Below are 25,731 nucleotides of genomic sequence, written 5' to 3' on the forward strand. Positions count from 1 at the left end.
ATTCTCTCATAGCGCGACACTTGGTCGCCCGCGTAGCGGGATGGCCTTTTATATGCGCAAGCGGAGCATCGCCCTTCCCTGCCCCGGCTTTTTCCTCCCGCGCTCAGGAAAGTGATGAAGACAAGATGACCGGACCAGTCTTGGACAAGAGAATGTCGGCAGCCGACATGGTCGCCTCGCTACGCGACGGCATGACGATCGGGATCGGCGGGTGGGGCCCCCGGCGCAAGCCGATGGCGCTCGTCCGCGAAATTCTCCGCTCGGACCTCAAGGATCTCACGATCGTGGCCTATGGCGGTGCCGATGTCGGCATGCTGTGCGCCGCCGGAAAAGTGCGCAAGCTTGTCTTTGCTTTCGTATCCCTTGACGCCATCCCGCTCGAGCCCTGGTTCCGCAAGGCGCGCGAGAGCGGCCAGATCGAAGTTCTCGAACTCGACGAGGGCATGTTCCAATGGGGTCTCAAGGCGGCAGCCTTCGGCCTCCCCTTTCTTCCGACGCGCGTCGGGCTGGGTACTGATCTGGCTGAACTGGGCGGGCTCAAGCACGTGCAATCGCCCTATCCCGATGGCGAGACGCTGATCGCCATGCCGGCGCTCAAGCTCGACGCCGCTCTCTTGCATGTCAACCGCTGCGACTGGCGCGGCCATGTCCAGCTCTTTGGTCCTGACGTCTTCTACGACGAATGGTTCGCCAAGGCGGCGGAGAAGACATTCGTGTCCTGCGAGGAACTGGTCGATCGCATGGAGGATCACTATTCCCACGATGTTCAGGCCAACGCCTTCGAGCGCTGCTTCGTGTCGGCGGTTGTCGAAATCCCCTGCGGCGCCCATCCCAGCGCCATGCCGCCTGGCTATGGCTGGGACATGAAGGCGCTCAAGGCCTACACCGATGCCGCGCGCGAGCCCGGTGACTGGGCGCAGGTCGCGGACCGCTTCGTGGGCAAGGACGAGCCCAGCTATCTTGCAACTTTCGGCGGAAAGGAGGCGGTAGCGGCTCTCCCGCTCCCGATTTTCTGATGAGCGACATCACCCTGGCAGAACTCTGCATCTTCGCCTGTTCCGAAGCTTTTCGTACCGAGCGCGAAATCGCCGCGACGGGCATCGGCCCCGTGCCGCGCCTTGGCGCCAGCCTCGCCAAGCTCACGCACTCGCCCGGTCTGATGATGACCGATGGCGAAGCCTATATCGTCGAGGAACCGGTGCCGATCGGCCCGCGTGGCGACTACAAGCCCAAAGTAGCGGGCTATCTGCCTTTCTCGCGCTATTTCGACAGCGCGGTGTGGACCGGCAGGCGTCATGCCATGGTGACGCCGACCCAGCTCGACCGCTTCGGCCAGATCAATCTGAGCTATCTGGGTGGCACCTACGAGAAGCCCAAGACGCAGATGCTAGGCGTCAGAGGATTTCCCGGTAACACCATCTATCACGCCAACAGCTTCTTCTTTCCATTTCACAGCGCACGCACTTTCGTGGCGGGCGAAGTCGATATGGTTTCGGGCGTCGGCTACAACCCGGCCCGCCGCGTGGCAGGGGGTAATTATAGCGGCGTCGATCTGCGCCAGATCGTCACCAATCTTGCTGTCATGGACTTTGGCGGCGTCGACAATGCTATCCGCGTCGTCTCGCTCCACCCTGGCGTCACGTTCGAGGAAGTGCAGGACGCGACCGGCTTCCCGTTGGAAAAAGGCGACCTTGTAGAGACACCTCTGCCCGGGCCTGATGCCCTCGAGATTATCGCACGCCTCGATCCGCACAATATCCGGGCCAGCGTCATCAAGGACAATCCGCTCGCCAGGAGGGCGCAATGAGCGACCTGGACCGCCTTGTCGAGCCGCGCACTGCCGACATCGTCTACGAGACGGATGAACCGGTTCTCTATGAGACTGACGGTGCTGTCGCGCATGTCATCATGAACCGGCCGCAATTCAACAACGCGCAAAACAGTCAGATGACCTATGCACTCGACGCCGCCTTCCAGCGTGCGGTGAGCGATGATGCAGTCAAGGTCATCGTCCTGCGCGGTGCGGGGAAACATTTTTCCGCCGGGCATGACATTGGAACGCCGGGCCGGGATGTGGCGAAGAGCTGGGACCGTGCCATGCTGCTGCCCGATCATGTCAACAAGCCGGCGGCTGAATTCCTCTACACGCGTGAGCATGAAGTCTATGTCGGCATGTGCCGGCGCTGGCGCGACATGCCCAAGCCGACGATTGCGGCCGTCCAGGGAGCATGTGTGGCGGGTGGGCTGATGCTGGCCTGGGTCTGCGACCTCATCGTGGCGACCGAAGACGCCTTCTTCCAGGATCCCGTCAACCGCATGGGCATTCCAGGGGTCGAATATTTCGCGCATGGCTTTGAACTGCCCACGCGCGTGGCCAAGGAATTCATCCTTCTTGGAGAGCGGATGAGCGCGCAGCGCGCCTATCAGTTCGGCATGGTGAACCGACTGTCGACGCGCGAAAGCCTGCTGGCCGACGTCAAGACATGGGCGGACGAGCTCGCGGGCAGACCAAGGCTGGGCAACTGGCTGACCAAGCAGGCGATCAACCATGTCGAGGAATTGCGCGGCAAGCGCTCGGCAACCGATGCCGTCTTCCACATGCACCACTTCGCCCATGCCCAGAGCGATCTCACTTCCAGCAACTCGCTCGGCGGGATGGATGCCAAGTCCATGGCGGCTGCCAACAAGGCCGCTGCAGGCAAGGACGCATAACGATGGGCGAGCCCCTCCACTCCATCATGGTCGAGCGTCTGGGATGCCGCTGGCCGATCATCCAGACAGCGATGGGCTGGATTGCAGAGCCCTCGCTGGTCATCGCGAGTTCCAATGCGGGCGCTTTCGGTTTCCTGGGCGCTGCCGTGATGACGCCGGAAGAGGCCCGCACGAAACTGCTCGAGGTTCGACGCGGCACCGACCGTCCCTTCGGCGTCAACTTCCATAGCTTCCAGCCGGGCGCCGACCAGATCGTGGACCTCATATTGGAGAATCGCGAACAGGTTCGCGCGGTCAGCTTCGGTCGGGGCCCCAACGCGAAGATGATCGCCCGTTTCAAGAATGCCGGTATCCTGTGCATTCCCACTGTCGGCGCGGTCAAGCATGCGCAGAAAATGGCTGAACTGGGCGTCGACATGGTGAGCGTCCAGGGGGGTGAAGGCGGCGGCCATACCGGCTCGGTCGCAACCACCATCCTGTTGCCGCAGGTGCTAGATGCCGTGAAGGTGCCCGTGATTGCCAGTGGCGGCTTTGCCGATGGCCGTGGTCTGGCTGCAGCCCTTGCCTTTGGCGCAGTGGGGATTGCCATGGGTACGCGCTTCCTGCTGACGCGTGAAAGCCCTGTGCCTGATGTAACGAAAAAGGCCTATCTGGCGGCAGGAACCGACAACATCATCGTGTCGTCCCGCCTTGATGGCGTGCCCCAGCGCATGATCCGCAGCAAGCTGATGGACAGGATCGAGAAATCGGGAACGGTGGCGATGTGGCTGCGCGCGATAGAGGCAAGCGTCGCGATGAAGAAGCAGACCGGCGCCTCCTGGATCAGCCTCATACAATCGGCCCGCGGCATGACCGGGCATGGCGCAATGCCGCTCAAGCAGGCCATGATGGCCGCAACCATGCCCATGCTGATCCAGCGGGCCGTGGTGGATGGCGATGTCGAGAACGGCGTCATGGCCACCGGCCTTGTTGGCGGGCGCATCAATGAAATTCCAAGCTGCCAGGAGCTTGTCGACCGGATTGTCGCCGAAGCGCATGGGCGCCTCGGTGCGCTGGCGGGCCTTGGCGGCGAAACGGCTTCGGCCGCGTGAGGGGAGCAACATCATGCCGATAACCACCCATATCGAAAACCGGGTCGCCGAAATCATCTTCGATGTGCCCCCCGTCAACGCGTTTGACAGCGAAACCTGGAACAGCCTGCCCGGCATCATCGAGACGGCAGCGCGAAACCCGGAAGTGAACTGCGTCCTCATCCGCGCTGAAGGGCGTGGCTTCTGCGGCGGCGTCGACATCAAGGAAATGCAGGCCCATCCCGAGCGTATCACCCTGCTCAACCGGGGTAACTATCGCACGTTCAAGGCAGTGCGCGAGGCAGAAGTGCCCGTAGTGGTGGCCGTGCACAAGTTCGTGATCGGCGGGGGCATCGGCATCTGCGGCGCGGCAGACACCATCATCGCGTCCGAAGACGCCTATTTTTCACTACCCGAAGTCGATCGCGGTGCCATGGGCGGTGCGAGCCACATGTCTCGCATGCTGCCCTTGCACAAGGTGCGTGCCGCCTTCTTCACCGGCGGCAATATACCGGCAGCTGAAGCCTACCGGCTTGGCGCTGTAGAGAAGGTCGTTGCGCGCAGCGAACTCGAAACCGAGGCCCGGGCCTTTTGCGCCATCATCGCCGGCAAGTCGCGCAAGGCTCTGGTGATCGCGAAGGAAGCATTGAACGGCCTGGAAGCGCGCGATGTCGACCGCGGCTACCGCTGGGAGCAAGGGTTCACGCTCGAAATGTACATGCATGAAGATAGCCAGAAGGCCCGCGACGCCTTTGTGGAGACCGGCAAGGCGGCGAGCTTCTGATGGACCTGACCTACACCCGCGAGCAGAAGCTCTTTCGTGACGAGGTTCGAGCCTGGTTGCGGATCAATATGCCGGACGCGCCGCTCGAACATTATGACGCGACCCGCGAGGGGTTCGAAGCACATCGCCAATGGGAAGCGACGCTCAAGACGGGCGACTGGGGCATGGTCACCTGGCCCAAGGAATATGGCGGCCGGGGCGTCGATCTCATCCAGTGGCTGATCTTCGAGGAGGAATATGCCCGCGCCGGGGCGCCTGGACGGGTCGGACAGAACGGCATCTTCCTGCTCGGCCCCACGCTGATCGAGTTCGGCACCCACGAGCAGAAGCAGCGCTTCCTCCCGCCCATGGCAAGCGGACAGGAAATCTGGGCGCAGGCATGGTCCGAACCCCAGGCTGGCAGCGATCTGGCCGGCGTGCGTGCGACGGCGGCACAGGACGGCGAGGATTATATCCTGAACGGGCACAAGATCTGGTCGAGCCGGGCCGTCTTTGCAGACTGGGCCTTTGGCCTTTTCCGCACGCCCGGTTCGGAGCGTCACAAGGGCCTGTCTCTCATTTTCTTCCCGCTGGATGCTCCGGGCGTCACGGTGAATGCGATCAAGAAGATCAACGGTCATGTAGGCTTCGCCGAAATCTTCCTTGAAGATGTCCGGGTACCCGCGTTCAACCGTCTGGGCGACGAGGGTCAGGGCTGGCATATCTGCATGGCGACGGCCGGCTTCGAGCGCGGGCTGATGCTTCGCTCACCTGCCCGCTATCAGGTCGCCGCCGCCGCGCTGGCGAAGCTGTGGCAGGCCAAGAAGCATGAGGCCGATCCGATACTGGAAGCTGATGTTGTGCGCGCACACATGAATGCGGAGGCCTATGCGCTCAGCATTTACCAAACCGCCTCGCGCCTTATGGCCGGCGCGAAGATCGGTCCGGAAGCATCCACCAATAAGATCTTCTGGTCGGAAATGGACATTCACCTTCACCAGACCGCGCTCGCCATATTGGGGCCGCAGGCGGAAACGATCCCGCCGCCCGGCGCGCATGACTGGCTGGACGATTACATCTTCTCGCTAGCCGGGCCAATCTATGCCGGGTCGAACGAAATCCAGCGCAACATCATTGCCGAGCGGATGCTCGGCCTGCCGCGCTGAGGAGGACGGACATGGATTTCACCCTCAGCGAAGAACAGATGATGTTCGCCGATACTGCGCGCAGCCTGTTCGCGGACAATTGCACCGCCGATCACTGGCGGCGCATGATGGAGGCGGGCGCGGCACATGACGATGTACGTTGGAGCGCCATCGTCGAAACCGGCCTGACGCTGGTGCTGCTGCCCGAAGCAGCGGGCGGCATTGGCCTTGCCGAACTGGATTTCGCCCTGATCGCGCAGGAAGCGGGCTATGTCGCCCTGCCCGAGCCGCTGGTCGAGAGCGCAGGCGTCGCTGCGCCGATGCTCGCCGCACTGGCGCCCGATCACCCTGCCCTTGCCAATCCGATGGCCACGGTGGCGATCGCGCATCCGCTCAATCCCTTCGTTGCCAATGCCGACACTGCTGGAGCAATCCTGTTGCATCGCGACGGCGAAGCATATGTCGCGACGCCCGATCAGGTGACGCTGACGCGGCAGCCGGTGATCGATCCTTTCCGTCGCCTCTTCGCGGTCGAATGGGACGCCACGTCGGCCACGTCGCTCGGCAAGGCGGACTGGGATCTGGCACTGGATCGCGCGGCGCTATTCGCCGCCGCGCAGGGCCTTGGCCTTGCCCAGCGTGCGGTCGATCTCGCCGTCGACTATGCCAAGGAACGGCAGCAGTTCGGCAAGCCCATCGGCAGCTATCAGGCGGTCAAGCATCACCTCGCGTCCGCGCAGGTCGCTATTGAGTTCGCCCGTCCGGTCGTGCTGGCGGCAGCCGCCGAAATCGGCCATTGCGATGTTCAGTCGCGCGCCCGGATCAGCCAGGCGAAGATCGTCGCGCTCGAAGCAGCGGACAAGGCCGCACGCGCCTCCATCCAGGTGCATGGCGCCATGGGTTACAGCTGGGAAGTCGACGTCCACCTCTTCCTGAAGCGGGCAATCGCCCTGACGCAAAGCTGGGGCACGCCGGCCTTCCACCGGAGCCGTGTCGCAACCCGCATCTTCACCCAACCGACCGGTCCCGACCAGACCTTCGCCCGAGAGACACAAAATGCCTGAAGCCTATATCATCGACGCCGTCCGTTCGCCCGTGGGCCGCAAAAAGGGGAGCCTGGCGCAGGTCCATCCGGCGGACCTTGGCGCGCATCCCATCAAGGCGCTGATGGAGCGCACTTCGATCGATCCCGGCGCGGTCGAGGATGTCGTTTGGGGTTGCTGCGACACGATCGGTGGGCAGGCTGGCGACATCGGGCGCACTGTCTGGCTGGTCGCGGGCCTGCCTGAACATGTGCCAGGCGTCACCATCGATCGTCAGTGCGGCTCCAGCCAGCAGGCGATCCACTTCGCCGCGCAGGGCGTGATGAGCGGCACCCAGGATCTGGTCGTCGCTGGCGGCAGTCAGGCGATGAACCAGATCCCCATTTCCGCCGCGATGCTGGTCGGTCCTCAGTTCGGCTTCGATAGCCCCTTCATCGGCGCGAAGGGATGGGACGCCCGTTATGGCGCGGACGAGATCAACCAGATCAAGTCCGCCGAGATGATCGCCGAGAAGTGGGAGGTGAGCCGCGCCGACATGGAGGCGTTCAGCTTCGCCTCGCACCAGCGCGCCCATCAGGCAACCGACAATGGCTGGTTCGCTCGCGAGATCGCGCCGCTCGAAGGGCTTGATCGCGACGAGACGATCCGCCCTGGCACCACATTGGAAGGCCTCGCTGCGCTCAACCCGGTGCGCGAGGGCGGGATTGTGACCGCCGGCGTCGCCAGCCAGAATTGCGACGGGTCCGCCGCGTTGCTGATCGCGAGCGAGAAGGCGGTGAAGGATCATGGCCTGAGACCCCGCGCGCGCATCCATCATCTCTCCGTCCGGGCCGATAATCCGGTCTGGATGTTGACCGCGCCGATCCCCGCGACCCACCACGCACTGGCGAAGGCGGGCATGAGCGTGGACGATATCGACCTGTTCGAATGCAACGAAGCCTTCGCCTCCATTCCGCTCGCTTGGATGAAGGATCTGGGCATCCCGCACGAGAAGGTGAACATTCATGGCGGCGGCATTGCGCTCGGCCATCCGCTGGGCGCCACCGGCGCGCGGCTGATGACCAGTCTGCTCGGCGCGCTGGAGCGCACGGGAGGCCGATACGGGCTTCAGACCATGTGCGAGGGCGGCGGCCAGGCCAACGTCACAATCATCGAGCGACTGTAAGTCGCTGAACAAGAGCCGAAGGACCGAAATAATGGGAATTTGCGAAGGACGCGTGGCGATCGTCACCGGGGCAGGCAATGGTCTGGGCAAGGCCTATGCGCTGGAACTGGCGGCGCAGGGTTGCAAGCTGGTCGTCAACGATCTGGGCGTAGGCACCCATGGCGAAGCCGGTCTGACCAAGGGCGCCGCCGAACAGGTGGTGGACGAGATCCGCGCCATGGGCGGCGAGGCCGTCGCCAACACCGATGACGTCGCTGACTGGGATGCGGGCAAGCGCATGGTCGACGCCGCCGTCGAAACCTTCGGTCGGCTCGACGCGGTAGTCAACAACGCAGGCTTCGTGCGCGACCGGATGTTCTTCACCTGCTCGCCCGAGGAGTGGGACGCCGTCATTCGCGTCCACCTGCGTGGCCATTTCTGCACCTCGCGCCACGCGGCGGAATATTGGCGTGCGCAGGCGAAGGCCGGCAATACCGTCGATGCGCGCATCATCAACACGACGAGCGGTGCGGGGCTGCAGGGGTCGATCGGCCAGTCGGCCTATTCGACGGCGAAGGGCGGCATCGCGTCGCTCACGCTGGTGCAGGCGGCGGAACTCGCGCGGCTGGGTATCACCGCCAACGCGCTGGCACCCAACGCGCGTACCCGCATGACTGATACCGGCGCATTCGACATGGGTGTGCAGGCCGGCGCATTCGACGTCTTCGCGCCGGAGAATATGGCCCCGTTGGTCGCCTATCTGGTGTCCGCGCAGTCGAAGGGCGTGACCGGCCAGGTGTTCGAACTGAAGGGCGGCACCATCTTTCTGTCGCAGGGCTGGACCGACAGCCCGGCGCATGAAAAGGGCGCACGCTTCGAGGCAGCGGAACTGGACGGCATTGTGCGCGGTCTCATCGACACGCGTGAGCCGGCCAAGGCCGTGTACGGGGCGGGCTGATGGATTTCGCGCTCTCCGACGACCAGCGCGCAATCCAGGAGGCGGCGCGCGACTTCCTGACCGACGCGGCCGGGTTCGACGCTCTGCGCGCCACGGTAGATGGCGAAGCCGGCTTTGACGCGGCGCTGTGGGAAAGCCTCGCCGGGGAAATGGGCTTTGCCGGCCTTATGGTGCCCGAAGCGCATGGCGGCCTTGGCCTGGGCGCGGTCGAGATGGCGCTGGTCCTTGAGGAACTGGGCCGTTGCCTCGCTCCCGTGCCCTTCTTCGAAACAGCAGTTCTGGCGGTGCAGGCAGTGCTTGCGGCCGCGGACGAGGGACAGAAATCGACACTCCTACCTCGCCTCGCGTCCGGGACACGGGCCAGCTTTGTCGGAACAGCCGGCCGTCCTACTCTCTCGGACGGTCGGCTGACTGGCGAAGCGCACTTCGTCACCTTCGCCCATGTCGCCCAGCTGCTGGTCGTGGCGACAAGCGACCAGAGCCTCCTCGTGCTGGACGCGGCCATGTCCGGGATCGAGATCACGCCCGTCGCCAGCCTCGACCGCACCCGGCGTTTCTCCACCGTGCGCTTCGATTGCGCAGTTTCGCCCGAGCAGATGCTGGGCGCGGCGGGCAGCGCTGGCGAAGCAATCGCACAGACGCTTCTCATCGGTGCGGGCCTGCTCGCTGCCGAACAGACTGGCGGGGCGCAATATAGCCTGGAAGCGACCGTCGACTATGCCCGCCAGCGGGTGCAGTTCGGCCGCGTGATTGGCTCGTTCCAGGCCTATAAACATATGCTGGCAGACATGATGATGCTGGTCGAGGCGTCGCGTTCCGCCGCCTACTATGCCGCCGCCGCCATCGACGAAGGTAGCGAGGAGATGGCCGAAGCCTGTCATGTCGCCCGCGCCTATGCCTCCGACGCTTATCGCTCGGTGTCGGGCGACGCGATCCAGTTGCATGGCGGCATCGGCTTCACCTGGGAACATCACGCCCATCTCTTTTTCAAACGCGCCCGCTCCAGCGCGACCTGGCTCGGCAGCGCTGACCAGCATCGCGAGGCGCTGGCCCAGATCATCCTGAAGGACGCCGCATGACCGCCACTTCCCCCGTCCCACCTTACCCCACGGCGCGCGGCCTTCTGACCGGCAAAAGCGTCGTCGTCACCGCCGCTGCCGGAACCGGCATCGGCTTTTCCGTCGCCAAGCGCGCCGCCGAGGAAGGCGCGCGCCTGCTCATCAGCGATTTTCACGAACGTCGCCTGGGGGAGGCGGCCGACCGCATAGCTGCTGAGGTCGGTGGCGAGCGGCCGGCCACCTTCGTCTGCGATGTGACCTCGCAAGAGGCGGTCGATGCGCTGCGCGACGCGGCACTATCGACATTCGGCACGGTCGATGTCCTCATCAACAATGCGGGCCTTGGTGGGGAGGTCGATGTCGTCGACATGACCGACGATCAGTGGAGCCGCGTCCTCGACGTCACGCTGACGTCGCTGTTCCGCATGACCCGTGCCTTCCTACCGTCGATGTATGCTGCAAAATCGGGCGTCATGGTTAACAACGCCTCTGTCCTGGGCTGGCGCGCGCAGAAGGGCCAGGCCCATTATGCCGCAGCCAAGGCGGGCGTGATGGCCTTCACCCGCTGCTCGGCGATCGAAGCGGCAGAGCATGGCGTGCGCATCAATGCTGTCGCCCCCAGCCTTGCCATGCACCCCTTTCTCGCCAAGGTGACGACGGATGAGATGCTAGCCGAACTGGTCAAGCGCGAAGCGTTCGGTCGCCCGGCCGAAGTGTGGGAAGTCGCCAACGTCATGATCTTCCTCGCCAGCGAGCTGTCGAGCTACATGACCGGCGAAATTCTCTCCGTCTCCAGCCAGCGGGCCTGACCCATGGCGGTCATCTTCGAAACTCCAGCCGCACTTCTCGGTAGCGAGGGCACCGCGCTCGACGCCAGCGACTGGCTGACGATCGACCAGGCCCGGATCGACGCCTTTGCCGACTGCACCGGCGATCATCAGTGGATCCATGTCGATCCCGTCCGCGCCAAGGATGGCCCGTTCGGGGCGACCATCGCCCATGGTTATCTGACGCTCAGCCTGGTCAACGCCTTCCTTCCGCAGATGATAGAGGTTCGCCGTTTTTCCGCCGGTGTGAATGTCGGCCTCGACAAGACGCGCTTCCTCGCCCCCGTTCTTGTCAATTCGCGTGTGCGCGGCACGGGCGAGATAGTGAAAGTCGAGGAAGTGAAGGGCGGCGCGATCCAGTCGATCGTTCGAGTCACCATAGAGATTGAGGGCGGCATCAAGCCAGCCTGCATCATCGACACCATCAGCCGCTATTTCCCGGAGGCAGGCGCATGACCGATCCCGAAAAGATGATCGCCGCCGTCCACGCTTATATCGATGCCTTCGACAAGGGTAACCCAGATGCCGTCGTCGCCCTGTTCGCGCCCGATGGGAAGGTGGAGGACCCAGTCGGCGGCCCGGTGCAGCACGGCCATGACGCCATCCGCGCCTTCTACGCCGCCAATATGGAAACGGGCGCGAAGTTGAAGCTGGAAGGCCCCATACGGGTAACGGGCGATCATGCCGCCTTCCCCTTTTCTGTCACCCTCCATTATCAAGGCAAAGATCAGCGCATCGACGTCATCGACACCTTCCGCTTCGACGAAGCAGGCAAGGTCGTCGAGATGCGCGCCTATTTCGGCCCCACCAACATGCACGGATTCTAAGAAGAGGTTCCTCCTATGCGCGAAGCAGCCATCGTCTCCACCGCCCGCACCGGGGTCGGCAAGGCTTATCGAGGTGCCTTCAACGATACCGAAGCACCGGTCCTGTCCTGCCATGTCGTCAACGCTGCGATCGAACGCGCCGGGATCGACCCGGCGCGGGTGGACGACATCTATCTGGGCGTCGCCAACCAGTGGAACACGCAAAGCTATAATCTGGGCCGCCTGACCGTCCATGGATCGGTTCTGCCCGACAGCACGGCGGGCTTCTCGATGGACCGCAAATGCTCGTCCGGCCTCAACGCGATCGCCTTTGCCGCGCGCTCGATCATGTGCGACGAGATCGACGTCGCGGTCGCGGGCGGCGCGGAAAGCGTATCACTGACGATCAACAAGCAGGCCCCGGCCTGGCGCAACCGGTCGGAGTTCATCAAGGCCGCCGATCCCTATGCCTATATGGTCATGATCGAGACGGCAGAGATTGTCGCCGATCGCTACGACGTCAGTCGCGAGGCGCAGGACCGTTTCGCGGCCCTGAGCCAGCAGCGTGCCGCTGCCGCACAGGAAGCCGGGCGATTCGACGCAGAGATCGTGCCGATCACCGTCACCAAGGCACTGTTCGACAAGGAAGGGAATGAAACCGGCAAGGAAGAGGTGACGCTGGCCAAGGACGAGGGCGTCCGTGCCGGCACCACCTTTGAATCGCTCTCCGCGCTCAAGCCCGTCTTCAAGAACGGCCTCGTCGTTCAGGAGGGCAAGCATGTGACGGCGGGCAATGCCAGCCAGCTGTCAGACGGCGCATCGGCGCAGGTCGTCATGGACCTTGCTACCGCGCAAAAGGAAGGCCTGCCGGTATTGGGCGTCTATCGCGGCTTCCAGGTCGCGGGCTGCGGCGCGGACGAAATGGGTATCGGCCCGGTGTTTGCCATTCCCAAGCTGCTCGACCGGGCTGGCCTCAAGATCAGCGACATTGGCCTGTTCGAAATCAACGAGGCCTTCGCCAGCCAGGCCATCTATTGCCAGGAAAAGCTCGGCATCGATCCCGAACTGCTCAACGTCAATGGCGGCGGCATCGCCATCGGCCATCCGTTCGGCATGACCGGATCGCGCCTCGTCGGCCACGCGTTGATCGAGGGGAAACGCCGCGGCGTCAAATATGTCGTCGTTTCCATGTGCGTCGCGGGCGGCATGGGCGCGGCCGGCCTGTTCGAGGTCGCCTGATCCATGCAACTCGCCTTCGCCCCTGAACTCAAGGCTTTCCGTCAGGAAGCGGCTGACTGGCTGAACAGTCAGTTGGCCGGGCCGTTCAAGGCACTACGCGGCCTTGCAAGCGAAACCGACGATGTGGATGGCTGCCGCGCCTGGGAACAGGCGCTGGGGGAAGCTCGCTGGAGCGTGGTCGGCTGGCCCGAGCAATGGGGCGGGCGCGGCGCAACCATTGCACAGCAGGTCATCTTCGCGGAGGAATATGCCCGTGCCAAAGCCCCGCCGCGCCTGGGCCATCTCGGCATCGAGCTGCTCGGCCCTACCCTGCTGGCCATGGGGACGGAGGAGCAGAAGGCGCGCTTCCTGCCCGATATCGCACAGGGGCGTGTCATCTGGTGCCAAGGCTATTCGGAACCGGGCGCCGGCTCTGACCTTGCCAATGTGAAGACCAAGGCGCGGCTGGAGGGCGACCGCTATATCATCGACGGACAGAAGATCTGGACGTCGCTGGGAATGCTGTCCGACTGGTGCTTCGTTGTGGCGCGCACGCAGCCGGGCAGTATCGGCAACAAGGGCCTGTCCTTCCTGATGGTCCCCATGCACCAGCCCGGCGTCGAACCGCGCGCCATTCGCCAGATGACCGGCGAGGCTGAGTTTGCCGAGGTGTTTTTCGACAGCGCGGAGGCTCTGGCCATCGACCGGATCGGCGCCGAAGGCGATGGCTGGAAGGTCGCCATGGCGCTGCTCGCCTTTGAGCGCGGGGTCTCGACGCTGGCCCAGCAGATGCATTTCCGCAATGAACTCGACGAGATCATCGCGATTGCCAAGGCCAATGGCACTGCTCGCGATCCGGTGATGCGTCAGCGCCTGGCCCAAGCCCATGCAGGCCTCAAGGTGATGCGCTATAACGGGCTACGCATGCTGTCGGACGGCGACGATGCCGATCTGTCCGGTGCCGGATACACCTACAAGCTTTATTGGTCGCAATGGCACAAGGCGCTTGGCGAGCTCGCGATGGACGTCATGGGCCAGGATGGCGAGGTAGGGATCAGCAACGAGCGCTTCGATGAGCTCACCACCATGTTCCTGATGAGCCGGTCTGATACCATCTATGCCGGCACCGATCAGATCCAGCGCAACATCATCTCCGAGCGTGGCCTCGGACTTCCCAGGGAGCCGCGCGGCGCATGAGCGAAGCCATGGGGCATTGGCCCGAAACCATACCGCATGCGGCCAGGTCAGCCGCGGAGCGCTGGCCCGATGACATCGCGCTGATCGAAGGTTCGCGCAGCTGGACGTTCACCGCGCTTTGGGATGATGCGCGAGCAGTCGCCTCGGCTTTTATTGCAAGCGATATCGGCCGCGGCGACAGGATCGCCATCTGGGCCCCAAATGGACGGGAATGGATACTCGCGGCGCTCGGAGCCCAGATACTGGGCGCCACGATCGTTCCCTTAAACACGCGGTTCAAGGGGCAAGAGGCGGCCGACATTCTGCGCCGCAGCCGGTCGCGCATGCTTTTTGCCCCCGATCGGTTTCTGAACACGGACTATCGCGGGCTTATCGCGAACGAGGACCTTCCCGATCTGGCCGAGACCATTCTGATCGGCGGTGACGGGCCTGGAAGCTGGAACGCCTTCCTGACGCGCGGTTCCGGAGCGCTGGACCCCGCGGTCGAGACAGCGCTAGGCCAGCTCTCGGGCGACGATATCGCCGATATCATCTTCACCTCGGGCACCACCGGGCGTCCCAAGGGGGCGCTCACCGCGCAACGTCAGGTCATGCAGATTTTCGGCGACTGGGCCGTCCGTGTCGATCTGCGACAAGGCGATCGGTATCTCATCGTCAACCCCTTCTTCCATACCTTTGGCTATAAGGCCGGCTGGGCGGCCTGTCTGGCGCGCGGTGCGACGATCATCCCCATGGCTCTCTTCGATGGTGCGGAGATGGTACGTCAGATCGAAGAGAATAAAATCAACTTCCTTCCCGGACCGCCGACAATCTATCTGACGCTCCTCCATGAGCTGGAGGGCGAGAAGACCCGAGACTTCTCCTCCCTGCGCGTTGCCGTAACCGGCGCCGCGCCGGTGGCACCCGCGCTGGTCGAGCGAATGCGCAACGAGCTTGGCATGTCGAATATCGTCAACGGCTATGGCATGACCGAGTGTGGCACCATTTCGATGACGCGCCAGGGCGACGATGCGCAGACGGTCGCTCATAGTTGCGGCTACCCCATGCCGGGGCTGGAAGTTCGATGCGTCGATGAGGCGGGGAAGCCGTTGCCAGTTGGCGAACAGGGAGAACTCTGGGTCCGCGGCCCATCGGTGATGAAGGGTTATTTGGACGACCCCAAAGCTACCGCCGAGGCGATCGACGCCGATGGATGGCTTCATACCGGCGATATCGGTACGATCGATGCGCGGGGCTATCTTGCGATCACCGACCGCAAGAAGGACATGTATATCTCCGGCGGCTTCAACTGCTATCCGGCGGAGATCGAAAAGCTGCTCGCCAGCCATCCAGGAATCGAGACAGCCGCTGTCATCGGCATTCCCGACGAACGCATGGGTGAGATCGGCAAGGCCTATGTGGTGCTTCGGCCAGGCCATGATGCGCAGGAATCCGACATCCTGCAGTGGGCACGCATCAACATGGCGAATTACAAGGCACCACGGCGGATCACGTTCGTAACCGAACTCCCCCGAAATGCTGGTGGGAAGGTCCTGCGGGCCGCGCTGCGGGACCTGGACAAGGACCGCGCCTGAATTTCAGGACATTCGCAGCCGAAACGTCGCCGGCATGGCGAGATGGGCAAGCTGGTCAGCTTACCCATCTCGCTATAACGTCAATTTGCGTACTTATTTCCATAACTGAAACGCATTTTGTCAGTTTTTTACAGATTTAAACCGCATTTGCGGAGCATATCAGCGCCACACTGATTTCTTCTTCATTGCTGTGGAGCGGTTGTTGTCTAGATTCCCATATTCGTCATTTCAAAGCTGGATAGCCTCTACCTTTTGTTTCTCGCTTTTTGCTTCGTTGGCGTGTGCTGCGCAGGCACAGGATCAGGGTGCGACGCCAGAAATTTCCGGACCTGGGGCTCCCGTCGGACAATCTGGAAATGAAAGCGCCCAGGATATCGACGCATTGGGCCAAAGAGGGCTGACGACCAACTTCCCGGGCATTGCCGACACAATCCTTGCCGATAAGTCAGGATGGCGATCCCGTCTTGCCGAACAGGGCGTGTTTGTGCGCGCACAATCCATCAATATGCTTGGCCTTGATCTCCTTGGAAATAACCGGGACGGTCCCCAGCTTTACAGTGGTCAGAGACTGACAGCAGGTTCGAGTAATTTTGCGACCGCTTCGCTCGCGCTCGATCGCTTTGGGATTGCTGACGGCCAGATCACAGTCGGCGCCGAGTTTCTGCGGACGAGCTTCGCTCCCGCTGGTCCCAATCAGTTTCAGCTTGCCATCCTCGAATATCATCAGCGTTTCGCAAATGGTAAGATCGAAGTGAAGGCTGGCTTCAACAATAACATTTCCAACTATGTTGGTATTTTTGCGGGTGGCAATCCGATCGTTTCGACCGGCGTCGGCGCGCTTGTCCCGGTCCAGGTGGGTCTCAGCGCAAGTCCTGCCACCACGCCGTCCCTATCGATAACGATAAACGGGTCCCACGGCTTCTATAACAAGGCGGGAATCCAGCGCAGCATCAGCGCCCGAGGGCTTGCCTATGACGCGCACCATAATGGCATTGGCCTCCGATTTGCTCAGCGAGACGCCAAGGCCCTGTTCATCGAGGAGATGGGGATATTGCGCCCAGCCAGTGCAGCAGATCATCAATTGTGGCTACGCACCGGCTTCATCTACAACAAAACCCGCTATGCCAGGTTCGACGGTAAGGGCTCCCAGAGAAACTGGGCTGCCTATGCGATCGCCGATCGGCAAATCCTCAAGACCCATCCAACTGAGCCCTATCGCGGTCTTTATATCGGCGCGTCCGCGCTCATTGCGCCTGCAAGCATCAACCTTACCACTCGCTCCTTGGAGGCAAGAATTTATGGCATAGGCATGATTAAGGGACGCCCCAGTGACACCGCGACCCTGACCTTCGGTTACAATCGGTTCAGCGCGGATGCGCGGCACGCCTATGGGAAAACAGGCGCCCCAACTGCAAGGCATCAATGGCAATTAAGCGGGCTATATGCCTATCGCGTTACGCGCGGCATCTATCTTGCCCCCTCGATAGCCTATCTGCGCAACCCGGCTTTCGCTCCAAGGAAGCAGCACGCGCTCAATGCGACCGGTGCGCTCACATTCCTCTTCTAGGGCTTGGCAGACTTCTTAGCAGGAGAGAGGTCCAAAGGCCGCCTAAGCGACCCGGAACCTCTCGCCCACCCACGCAGGACCGGGCGGTCCCGCGTGCCCCTTAGAAACGATAGGAGACCTGGCCGAAAACCTCGCGAGGCCGGCCCTGACGGGCCGAGATGGCCGGCGTATAATTTGCTGTGCCCAGATAATAGTTACGATCGGTCAGATTGCTCCCGATCAGGCTAAGTCCCCAGCTCTTGTCCGCACTGGTCCAGCCGATCCGGGCATTCAAAGTCGTATATCCGCCCTGCTGCTCAGGATAATCGGACACGGCACCCACACCATCATTGGCAGTGGTAAAATAGACCGTTGACTGCATGTGCACGTCCGCGCCCAGGTCGATCTTGCCTGCACCCTGGAGATCGAGGGTATAGCTGCCACCCACCGTCGCCGACCATTTGGGCGCATTGTTGAGACGCTTGCCTGACGCATCAAATGTGCCGAAAATCGGGACAAAGGCATTGGGATAACGGCTATAGGTGGCGTCGAGATAGGCCAGGTTGGCGAACAACTGGAGCCCCGTCACCGGGCGAGCCGCGATCTCTGCTTCGACACCCTTCACCTTCGCAGTGGCGGCATTCTGCGTGCGTGCGCCGAAAGATGCGCCGTTCTGCACATAGCTCTGCACCTGGAGATCGGTATAATCATAGTAGAAGGCCGTCAGGTTGACACGAAGCCGGCGATCGAGCCAGTCGCTCTTGAGACCTGCCTCATAGGACCAGAGTTTTTCCGGTCCAAAGCCGGCCGCTGCATCCACGGCATTGTTCGCACCATAGTCGAAGCCGCCGCTTTTGAAGCCTCGGGTCGCTGAAACATAAATCAGCGCATTGTCTGCGGGCTTGAAGTTGACGCCAATCTTCGGTGTGAACGCGTGGTCGCGGCGGCTCGTGTCGATAGTGAAGGGATCAGGGATACCCGGAATACCCGACAGCGGCGGCGCCGCCGCAACCTCCTCGAGATTCTCGCTCGTGGATCCGGTATAATAGTCGTTGAGGGCGTAGCTCTTGCGTTCTGTCGTATAGCGCAGGCCAGCGACGACCGAGAGCGCATCGGTGAAATGGAATTCGCCCTGGCCGAAGATCGCGAAGGAGCGCGCCTTGAGCAAAGGACGCTGCACATGGGAAGCGCCGAACGGATAGACGCTGAGTGTCAGCGGCTCACGATTGCGTTCGTGGAAGAAATAGCCGCCGAGAACCCAGTCAAGCTGCCCTGCCTTGCCGAGCAGACTGAGCTCCTGACTGATCTGACGCTGACGGATGGGAGCGATGACGTTGCGGAAAAGCGGCAGTGCGCTGGAATCGGCATCCGCATCGATCGAGCCGTCAAAGCCGCGCCACGCAGTAAGCGAGCGAAGCTTGATGCCATCAGTGAGATCCCAGTTAAGCTCTGCTGCCGCGCCGAAATTCTTAAGAACCGTGTGGCTGTCACGATCCATCGACACCTTGTCAGGATCGTCCAGGATCGCATCGTCAACCGGATTGCCCGTCGGACCGATCAGCTTGGGGTAGGCGCCAAAAGCGCCCGACTGACGGGAATAGTCCCCACGGAGCGTGAGGTCGCCTCGGGCGAAGGGGAAGAGAAGCTGCCCCTTGACGCCACGCGACTTGAGGTCCTCTGCGTCATTTCCGGCCGAGACATTTTCACGGAAAGCGTCACGGCCCGAGATGTCGAAAGCGAGGCTCGCCGCAATGCCGCTTTGGCCGATCGGCCCCGAAACATAGGCCTTGGCAGCATATCGATCATAGGTGCCATATTCTGCGCGCACCTCGGCGGTGAGGTTGTCGGAGGGCTTTTTGGAAATGACGTTGATCGTGCCGCCCACCGAGTTGCGCCCATAGAGGGTGCCTTGCGGTCCACGCAGCACCTCGACCCGGTCGACATCAAGAAAATCGTTGAGATAGCTCAAGGGCCGGGCAAGATAGACGCCATCGAGATGGATCGTCGTGCTGGGATCTGAACCGATGAACACGATGTTCGATCCTACGCCACGAACATAGAGCTGCGTGTAGCCGCTCAGATCCGAAACCTGGAGGCTGGGAACGTAGCTTTTGAGATCCTGGACATCGCGCACGCCGCGCGACGCGAGCTCTTCAGCCGAAAGCGCCGAAACTGCGATGGGGGTCGACTGCAAATTGGTCGCACCCATCTTGGTGGCGGTGACGACGATGTCTGTAAGTCCTTCGCTCTGTCCGCTATTTTCCTGCGCCAGAGCCGCTCCCTGAGCGACCATCAGCGGCCAGAATGCCACGACGCCAGCGGTAAATTTGAGACCCTTCACTTCCATCCTCCCCGTGCTCTCTTCGAGAGCTTGTGATCCGATGGACAGCGCGTTCAGGATATTTGCGATGCTTGCAATCGCCCTCGGCCAAGGTATCAAATGAAGATACTTTCGCAAAGCTGCCTGATACCTCCCTGGAGCCGGTGTGCACATCACGGCTGATACTCCGGGGCACAACTCTTGCGACTTTGTTCGGCCCTGATCGGCCACAGTGGAGAGATCGCCTTGGACAGCCAGATTCCCGCCATGCTCAGCATTCTCAAGAGCGAGTTGCGTGCGCAAGGCATCCGCTACGCTGATATAGCGCAGCAACTGCGAACCAGTGAAATCACGGTTAAGCGCTATCTTTCCGGGAAAGGCCTGACCCTGGAGCGACTGGAAGAGATTTGCAGGATTGCCGGCCTCGAGCTGACCGAATTGCACGAAATGCTGTTTCGTCACTCAGAGTCTCGCGCACGGCAGCTTTCAGATGAGCAGGAAATGGTGCTGCTGGGCGATCTGTCGGCGGCGTTCAGCTTCTATCTTTTGCGATGCGGCTGGCAGCCCTCCGACATCATCAAGGAATTCGGGCTGAAGGATCATCAGATGTTCCTCATCCTTCGGACTCTCGAGCGAGCAGGCCTGATCGAACTGATGCCACGCGAGCGCATTCGTCTCCTCACGACGCGCGCCGTGGAATGGCAGCCCTCAGGCCCTCTTCGTCGCGCCAATGATCGGGCGATGATGGCGGCCGTCGCAGCTGAAGTAGCCAATCCCAACGCTGCGCATCGCGAAATAGAAACAGTCAGGCTGAGCGAGCGCAGCCAGCAGAAAGTCGTGCAGATGATCGATCATCTGATGCGGGAAACGCGCGCTCTTGCAACAGCGGATCTGCAGGCACGCCACGATGAGGACAAATGGATGTTCGTCCTGGCTATCGCCCAGCAAACTGATCCGGGCATCTATTTTGAGTAGTAGGGGGGATCACGCCGCTTGGAGCGTGATCCCCTGGCCCTTCCCGCTAGAAAGCGAAGCCGATGTCGAGCCCGTAGGTGCGCGGAACCTGGAACACGCCGATGACCGGCCCACCTAGGTCGCGCGCGAATTCAAGCTCCTTGTTGTTGGTGAGATTCTGGCCCCATACCGAGATCCGCGCCTTGGTATTGGCGATCGGAACATCATTGAGAGCGATCCGCGCGCCCAGATCGACACGCGAGCGCAGCCGCGTGATGATGTTGGTCTCTGCCGCCGGGACCGGATTGCTGTTTCTGTTGTCCTTGAATGACGCGTCTCCCCGGAAGGAAAGATAGGACCCGTTACCCGATGCAGGCAGATCATATTGCAGAGCCATATTGCCCGTGAATTTGGGGGCCTGGGTCTGCCGCGGCCCCAGAGCCTGAGACAACGTTTCATCCAGATAGCCCAGAGTGACGCTATATGTCAGGCCGCTGGTGGGGATCGCGGTGAGTTCGAACTCGAAGCCCCGGTCACGTGCCTTGTCAAGCGGCACCAGATAGCTTCCGTTGGCCGGCGTGAAATTGAGGACCTGCAAATTCTTGCGATCAGCCTGGAATATGTTCGCATTCACACGAAGCCTGTTGGCGAGGAAATCGCCTTTGACGCCGAGTTCATAGCTCTTCACTGTTTCGGGCTTGAAGGCGATGCCGTTCAGGATACCACCCGACACATAGCCTGTGGCAAAGCGCGCATAGGTTCGAAACCGTGGTGAGAAGATATAACTTGCCGTAGCGTCGAAATCCCAGTGATCGCCCGAGGCGGAATAGACCGTGGTCGGCGGAGCGATGAATGCCGCCGCGTAGAGCGTTTCACGGCGCTTATCCTTGGTGTAGCGCACACCCCCAGCCAGTTCGACGGCTTCACCCAGACGATAGGTCGCATGCGCATAACCTGCGTAGGACTTGTTCCGCACAGCGCTGTCATTGCCCAGGAAATAGTCGCTCAGGAAACCGCCGGCCGACAAAGGGGCGGTGGCACTGGGCGTCAGCGTCTCGCCAACGGGGAAGCTCGCCGAAAGAAAGACCGGATTGAGATCACGTCCCTTCTCGAAGAAATAGAAGCCGCCGAGTACGAGATCGAGATTATCGGTTTTCACGAGGAACTGCGCTTCCTGGCTCCACTGATGCTGCTTTCGGGTCTGAACCGAACCCAGCGGTGTGTAGGGATTGCCTGCAGCGTCGACCAGCGCGGCCCCGTCGATGTCGTTACCACCGACATTCTCGTTGAATTTCCGGTAGGCCGTGATGCTCTTGAGCGTGATGATGTCCGAAGCCTCCCAGGTTGCGGTGAGGCTGTGCCCCTGAACCTTGAGATGAGAGGGAGAGGTCAGGTCGAGAGGCAGTGCCCCCAGGCGCGTACGCGATGCAGGCACGGATACCGATCCGGGCGTCGCATAGGCCTCGGGCGTCGGGGTGTAGAGCAATTGCGCCCCAAGCTGCGTGCTCACTTTGTCGGTATAGTCGAACTTATAGTCCAGAACCAGGGCGTCGAGGTTGAGCCTGGCTGCCAGGGAGACGGCGTCGGTATTCTCCGCACCAAACGTCTTGGCCGAAACCGTCTTGCCGAACGGCTTTGCGAAATCGATGACGATGCCAGGCGTCAGATTCTTGACATAGCCCTCATTCTCGTCGTGCAGATAGCTCACCCGAACAGACAGTGGTCCAAATGAGGGAAGATCGACAGAAATACGGCCCTTGATGCGATCATAATTGCCGTAGGTACCCTCCGCCCGCACGGAGAATTCCCCCTTTGGCGCAGCCGTGATGAAGTTGATCGCGCCGCCGGTCGAGTTGCGTCCGAACAGGGTCGCCTGTGGCCCCCGCATGACCTCGATGCGCTCGATCTCTGCGAGAGAAAATGCAGTGCCCGCGGGACGGCCCAGATATACGCCATCGACATAAAGGCCGATGCCAGCGTCCTGCTCGAACTTGAGCGAACCGGTCGACACACCGCGCATGTAGAATTGCGGAGCGTTGGCCGAACCGAACTGCCGCTGAGAATCCAGATTGGGCACGCTCTTGGCAACATCGCCAAAATCCCTGATCTGCAGGTTAGCGATCGACTGCTCATCGAACCCTGTGACAGCGACCGGAACCCTTTGCAGGCTCTCAGCCGTCCGCCGAGCAGTCACCACAATGTCGCGCAGTCCACCGGCATCCACAGCCTGGTCAGGCGCCTCCTGCGCGGATGCCACGCCTGCGAACGTCAGAACTGTGAGAGTGGAACACGCCAGAGCGCAGAAACGCAGTTTCATAAGCACCTCCCCATATGAGCCGTCGGATTTTTCATCTCCGATCACCAATGGGGATAACGCACATTCGGAGCTATTTGCAATCCCTGAAACGCAAATTGCCACACATATGCACAAATGAGTCCATTTTGCAGATCATATTAGGACAATCATGACGCGATAGCCTCAAAGCCGACAGCGACCGACACCCCACCCTCAGCGGACCCGAGATACTCAAGAGAGAGCTAATCGGACCAAATTTTTCAAAGGCGTAGACACTCTGGCGTCGGTCGAGCGAGCGCGGATAACAGGTGGGATCGCCAGACGTCATCCGCGCCTTCAGTGCTCACAGGGCACCTCAGACAGGTTAACGGACAAATGCACTTCACCGCCACCAACCTACGCAAATCGATTGCCGTCAACGCAATCAGCATCCATTTGCGTTGCACAGCCCTCATTCGATCCATATCATGCGAGGAATGATGCCGCTCTGATGCGAGAGCCGAGGCAAGCGACAGGAGAAAATGCGTGACGGACCTGCAGACACTGGAAAAGCGGATTGCGCTTCTCGAGGACATCAATGCCATCAAGGAACTCAAAGCCCGCTACCTGCGGGGCTGCGATCTTCAGCGCCCCGAAGAGGTTCGCGACTGCTTGTCCCCCGATGGTGCTGTCATCGCTTATGAGGGGTTTCCCCCATTTCACGATCGCGACAGTTTCGTCGAGATTTTCCGGACGATGGGATGCGTTGCAGGCATCTATGATATCCACCACGGTGCCAATCCCGTCATCACGATTACCGGTGAAGACAGCGCGACCGGGAAATGGTCGCTTTATTTCCAGAATATAAATCTTGCTCATCGCACGGTCACGCAGATGGGCGTTGAATATGATGACGATTATGTCCGCCGCGACGGTCGCTGGTGGATTTCGCGGACAGCGACGAAGCGCACCTCCTGCATCGTTCAGCAAGTCGACGAGGATGGCAAAAGCACCATCGTCGCCCTGGGCGAAGCGCCGGCTGCTTTCGGTGAAGCGCCCGCACAACCCGTCGACGCCTGATTCGACGGCGTCGGGAGAGGAGCGCAAACACGCCTCTCCCGCCGGCCGACGTCAGCTTCGCGCCGCGTCTCGGGTCGCCTTGTATTTTGTCATATCGACGCCGCCCGCGTTGAATGCGCGATTGCCATACCAAAGGTTTCGCCCGAGCAGGTCCTCCATCACCGGACCATGCCGTTCTATAAGACGCTGTGCGATAGGCCCATAGTCTTCGAGCGGGCGATAGGCGAGACGACAGTAGGTGGCGTGAAGAAGGACACGCTCGCCCGGCAGAGTTCGTGCGTAATTTGCATGCCAGAGCCGTCCATCCCACATCGCGACATCGCCTTTCTTGCATAGGATGGGCACTGCCCCCTCCTGCGCGTCTGCTTCAGCGGCTGTGGGGTGGCGGCGCAGATTGTGGGTTCCTGGAATAACCTTGGTCGCGCCGGCGCCAGCCTCGCTGATATCGTCAAGATACCAGCACGCCGTCGTCAGCGCATTATGCTCTGGCATTGGAGCAGGCATCCAATCCTGATCGACATGAAGCCCCATCGCATTGGCACCCTCGAAGCGCACGGAACCACTCAGTTGGCTCATCAGCGGTCGCTGTCCGCACATGAATTCGATCATCGCCATAACCTTGGGATTGATCGCCGCTTCGGCGAAGACGTCATCCTGTTCCAGCAGCATATCACTCGATGCGCCGCGACGCTCTATGCCGAAATATTGCCCTTTTGCCTCCAGCGTCACCTCCAAAAGCTTGCTCCGCAACCGGTCGAGGAACGCCGGCTCGGCAACATTGCGCAGGACCGTGTATCCCTGCTCTTTCATTTCACGGACATTAGCCTCCAGGCCAAAACTGGCGATTGCCGGTGCCAGGGCATCGGAAAGCGCGAACATTGGCAACGAACTGCCATCTTCAACCACGCTCGAAGAAGCGGACATCTCTCTCTCCCTATTTGCGAACATTAAAAGCGCACATGGTGTTCATCTTACTTCTAGGAACGTTCGTCAATGGGTTTCCATCGCAGGCTGGGAGATCTCGCCAGACATGATGGCACGAAAAAAAGGCCCGGCGATCTGTGATCGCCGGGCCTTCCGTTTGAGCCACTGACCGCGCTGTTGTCGGTTATCGAATGATCGCCGGGTGCGGCTGACGCGGCTCGCCAAGCATATCGCGATAAGATGGAGGTTGCTTGCCGTTGCTGTCCCGCACACCGAGCCGCTCGGCAATCTCAGCTGCAATGAGGGTCTGCCCGGAAACACCTTCAAGGCCATCCCATTCCGCCAGCGCCGCCAGAACGACACCCGTAAATTCGGGCGTTTCAGCATGTGCCGCGAATTGCTGATACGCCTCGTCCGGGGCAGATTCGAACGTTCGCTGCGCCCGCTCAGTCAGCATTGGCCCCATCCAGATGGACACGGTTGAGACCCCAGTTCCTTTGAAATCGACCGCCATATCAGCCGCCATTTTATCGACGCCGGCTTTCTGCGCGCCATAGGCCGCACCATGCATATAGCAGACCGCGCCGAAGGATGATGTAAAGCCGATCAGTCCGTGCCCCGCACGAACCATGAGGGGAGCAGCGTAATAGCTGGCGACATATTGGGATCGAAGACCGACATCGAGAATGTCGGCAAGATGCAGAGGTTTCTCCCAAAAATTTGCAGGGTCGATCAGTTCATCTTTCACTGCCGCCACATTGTTGACGAGAAGATCAAGCCTGCCTTCCTTGGCATCCACCTGCTCGAACAACGCCCTGACCTGCTCGTCACTGGCATGATCGACCTGAACCGCGATGCCCTGCCCGCCCGCTTGCGTGACAGCCTCGGCGGTTGCACCTACCGTTCCAGGCAAATTGGCATCACCTTCTTTGACGCTTCGCCCCGTTACATATACCCGATAGCCCGCTCGCCCCAGGGCGACTGCGATCCCTTTGCCTGCGCCCCGGCTCGCCCCCGTCACCACAGCAACTTTGCCATTTCCCTCGACCATCATCTCTCCTTTCGTCATTTCTAACGCATCGCCGCGCGAGCGGAGCCCTGTCCGCTTGCCGCTATT

General features: G+C 61.4%; 23 protein-coding genes. 19 read left to right on the forward strand and 4 right to left on the reverse strand.

The features are described from left to right. The first annotated feature begins 152 nt into the window (after positions 1-152). The 17 genes from RQH62_RS14890 (at position 153) to RQH62_RS14970 (ending at position 17,082) form a co-directional block, all read left to right on the forward strand. Complete coding sequence (locus RQH62_RS14890; RefSeq protein WP_311269521.1) at positions 153-1,016, forward strand: CoA-transferase; 864 nt, start codon at positions 153-155, stop codon at positions 1,014-1,016. Next, complete coding sequence (locus RQH62_RS14895) at positions 1,016-1,807, forward strand: ketoacid CoA transferase (RefSeq protein ID WP_311269522.1); 792 nt, start codon at positions 1,016-1,018, stop codon at positions 1,805-1,807. Before RQH62_RS14890 ends, RQH62_RS14895 begins: the two co-directional genes overlap by 1 nt. Next, positions 1,804-2,712, forward strand: a complete 909-nt coding sequence (locus RQH62_RS14900) for an enoyl-CoA hydratase (RefSeq protein WP_311269523.1) — start codon at positions 1,804-1,806, stop codon at positions 2,710-2,712. The genes RQH62_RS14895 and RQH62_RS14900 overlap by 4 nt, the downstream gene beginning before the upstream one ends. A gap of 2 nt (positions 2,713-2,714) precedes the next feature. Next, positions 2,715-3,803 (forward strand): nitronate monooxygenase, encoded by a 1,089-nt coding sequence (locus RQH62_RS14905; RefSeq protein ID WP_311269524.1) that lies wholly within the window; start codon positions 2,715-2,717, stop codon positions 3,801-3,803. 13 nt (positions 3,804-3,816) lie between these two features. Next, positions 3,817-4,566, forward strand: a complete 750-nt coding sequence (locus RQH62_RS14910) for an enoyl-CoA hydratase family protein (RefSeq protein ID WP_311269525.1) — start codon at positions 3,817-3,819, stop codon at positions 4,564-4,566. Further along, entirely contained in the window at positions 4,566-5,711 is a 1,146-nt protein-coding gene (locus RQH62_RS14915; protein ID WP_311269526.1) for an acyl-CoA dehydrogenase, read from the forward strand. The genes RQH62_RS14910 and RQH62_RS14915 overlap by 1 nt, the downstream gene beginning before the upstream one ends. An 11-nt stretch (positions 5,712-5,722) precedes the next feature. Then, positions 5,723-6,754 carry an acyl-CoA dehydrogenase gene (locus RQH62_RS14920; protein WP_311269527.1) on the forward strand — a complete coding sequence of 344 codons (1,032 nt, stop codon included), beginning with the start codon at positions 5,723-5,725 and terminating at the stop codon, positions 6,752-6,754. After that, a complete protein-coding gene (locus RQH62_RS14925; protein WP_311269528.1) occupies positions 6,747-7,898 on the forward strand; it encodes an acetyl-CoA C-acetyltransferase in 1,152 nt (383 codons plus the stop codon). The genes RQH62_RS14920 and RQH62_RS14925 overlap by 8 nt, the downstream gene beginning before the upstream one ends. A gap of 31 nt (positions 7,899-7,929) precedes the next feature. Beyond that, complete coding sequence (locus RQH62_RS14930; RefSeq protein ID WP_311269529.1) at positions 7,930-8,835, forward strand: SDR family oxidoreductase; 906 nt, start codon at positions 7,930-7,932, stop codon at positions 8,833-8,835. Beyond that, positions 8,835-9,914 carry an acyl-CoA dehydrogenase family protein gene (locus tag RQH62_RS14935; RefSeq protein ID WP_311269530.1) on the forward strand — a complete coding sequence of 360 codons (1,080 nt, stop codon included), beginning with the start codon at positions 8,835-8,837 and terminating at the stop codon, positions 9,912-9,914. Before RQH62_RS14930 ends, RQH62_RS14935 begins: the two co-directional genes overlap by 1 nt. Next, complete coding sequence (locus RQH62_RS14940) at positions 9,911-10,702, forward strand: SDR family oxidoreductase (RefSeq protein ID WP_311269531.1); 792 nt, start codon at positions 9,911-9,913, stop codon at positions 10,700-10,702. Before RQH62_RS14935 ends, RQH62_RS14940 begins: the two co-directional genes overlap by 4 nt. A gap of 3 nt (positions 10,703-10,705) precedes the next feature. Next, positions 10,706-11,176 carry a MaoC family dehydratase gene (locus RQH62_RS14945; RefSeq protein ID WP_311269532.1) on the forward strand — a complete coding sequence of 157 codons (471 nt, stop codon included), beginning with the start codon at positions 10,706-10,708 and terminating at the stop codon, positions 11,174-11,176. Next, complete coding sequence (locus RQH62_RS14950) at positions 11,173-11,547, forward strand: steroid Delta-isomerase (RefSeq protein WP_311269533.1); 375 nt, start codon at positions 11,173-11,175, stop codon at positions 11,545-11,547. Before RQH62_RS14945 ends, RQH62_RS14950 begins: the two co-directional genes overlap by 4 nt. 15 nt (positions 11,548-11,562) lie before the next feature. Then, positions 11,563-12,765, forward strand: coding sequence for an acetyl-CoA C-acyltransferase (locus RQH62_RS14955; protein WP_311269534.1), 1,203 nt, complete (start codon positions 11,563-11,565; stop codon positions 12,763-12,765). 3 nt (positions 12,766-12,768) lie between these two features. After that, the gene (locus RQH62_RS14960; protein WP_311269535.1) at positions 12,769-13,941 is read left to right on the forward strand and encodes an acyl-CoA dehydrogenase family protein; all 1,173 of its coding nucleotides are present in this window, start codon (positions 12,769-12,771) and stop codon (positions 13,939-13,941) included. Then, positions 13,938-15,515, forward strand: coding sequence for a FadD3 family acyl-CoA ligase (locus RQH62_RS14965; RefSeq protein ID WP_311269536.1), 1,578 nt, complete (start codon positions 13,938-13,940; stop codon positions 15,513-15,515). Before RQH62_RS14960 ends, RQH62_RS14965 begins: the two co-directional genes overlap by 4 nt. 190 nt (positions 15,516-15,705) lie before the next feature. Beyond that, complete coding sequence (locus RQH62_RS14970; RefSeq protein ID WP_311269537.1) at positions 15,706-17,082, forward strand: carbohydrate porin; 1,377 nt, start codon at positions 15,706-15,708, stop codon at positions 17,080-17,082. Between the two features lie 100 nt (positions 17,083-17,182). Here the strand turns inward: RQH62_RS14970 and RQH62_RS14975 are convergent, their stop codons facing one another. Next, positions 17,183-19,519 carry a TonB-dependent receptor gene (locus RQH62_RS14975; RefSeq protein ID WP_311269538.1) on the reverse strand — a complete coding sequence of 779 codons (2,337 nt, stop codon included), beginning with the start codon at positions 19,517-19,519 and terminating at the stop codon, positions 17,183-17,185. Between the two features lie 108 nt (positions 19,520-19,627). Here RQH62_RS14975 and RQH62_RS14980 point away from each other — a divergent pair, with 108 nt between their 5' ends. Then, entirely contained in the window at positions 19,628-20,356 is a 729-nt protein-coding gene (locus tag RQH62_RS14980; protein WP_311269539.1) for a helix-turn-helix domain-containing protein, read from the forward strand. 46 nt (positions 20,357-20,402) lie between these two features. Here RQH62_RS14980 and RQH62_RS14985 read toward each other — a convergent pair whose 3' ends face one another. Next, positions 20,403-22,652, reverse strand: a complete 2,250-nt coding sequence (locus tag RQH62_RS14985; protein ID WP_311269540.1) for a TonB-dependent receptor domain-containing protein — start codon at positions 22,650-22,652, stop codon at positions 20,403-20,405. Between the two features lie 504 nt (positions 22,653-23,156). Between RQH62_RS14985 and RQH62_RS14990 the strand changes: the two genes are divergently transcribed. Then, complete coding sequence (locus tag RQH62_RS14990) at positions 23,157-23,690, forward strand: nuclear transport factor 2 family protein (RefSeq protein ID WP_311269541.1); 534 nt, start codon at positions 23,157-23,159, stop codon at positions 23,688-23,690. Between the two features lie 51 nt (positions 23,691-23,741). Here the strand turns inward: RQH62_RS14990 and RQH62_RS14995 are convergent, their stop codons facing one another. Together RQH62_RS14995 and RQH62_RS15000 are read right to left on the reverse strand one after the other, a co-directional pair. Beyond that, a complete protein-coding gene (locus RQH62_RS14995; RefSeq protein WP_311269542.1) occupies positions 23,742-24,614 on the reverse strand; it encodes a phytanoyl-CoA dioxygenase family protein in 873 nt (290 codons plus the stop codon). Positions 24,615-24,798: 184 nt separating this feature from the next. After that, positions 24,799-25,665 carry an SDR family NAD(P)-dependent oxidoreductase gene (locus tag RQH62_RS15000; RefSeq protein WP_311269602.1) on the reverse strand — a complete coding sequence of 289 codons (867 nt, stop codon included), beginning with the start codon at positions 25,663-25,665 and terminating at the stop codon, positions 24,799-24,801. Positions 25,666-25,731 lie beyond the last annotated feature (66 nt).

The sequence above is a fragment of the Sphingobium sp. WCS2017Hpa-17 genome (genome assembly GCF_031843765.1).
Classification (GTDB): Bacteria; Pseudomonadota; Alphaproteobacteria; order Sphingomonadales; family Sphingomonadaceae; genus Sphingobium.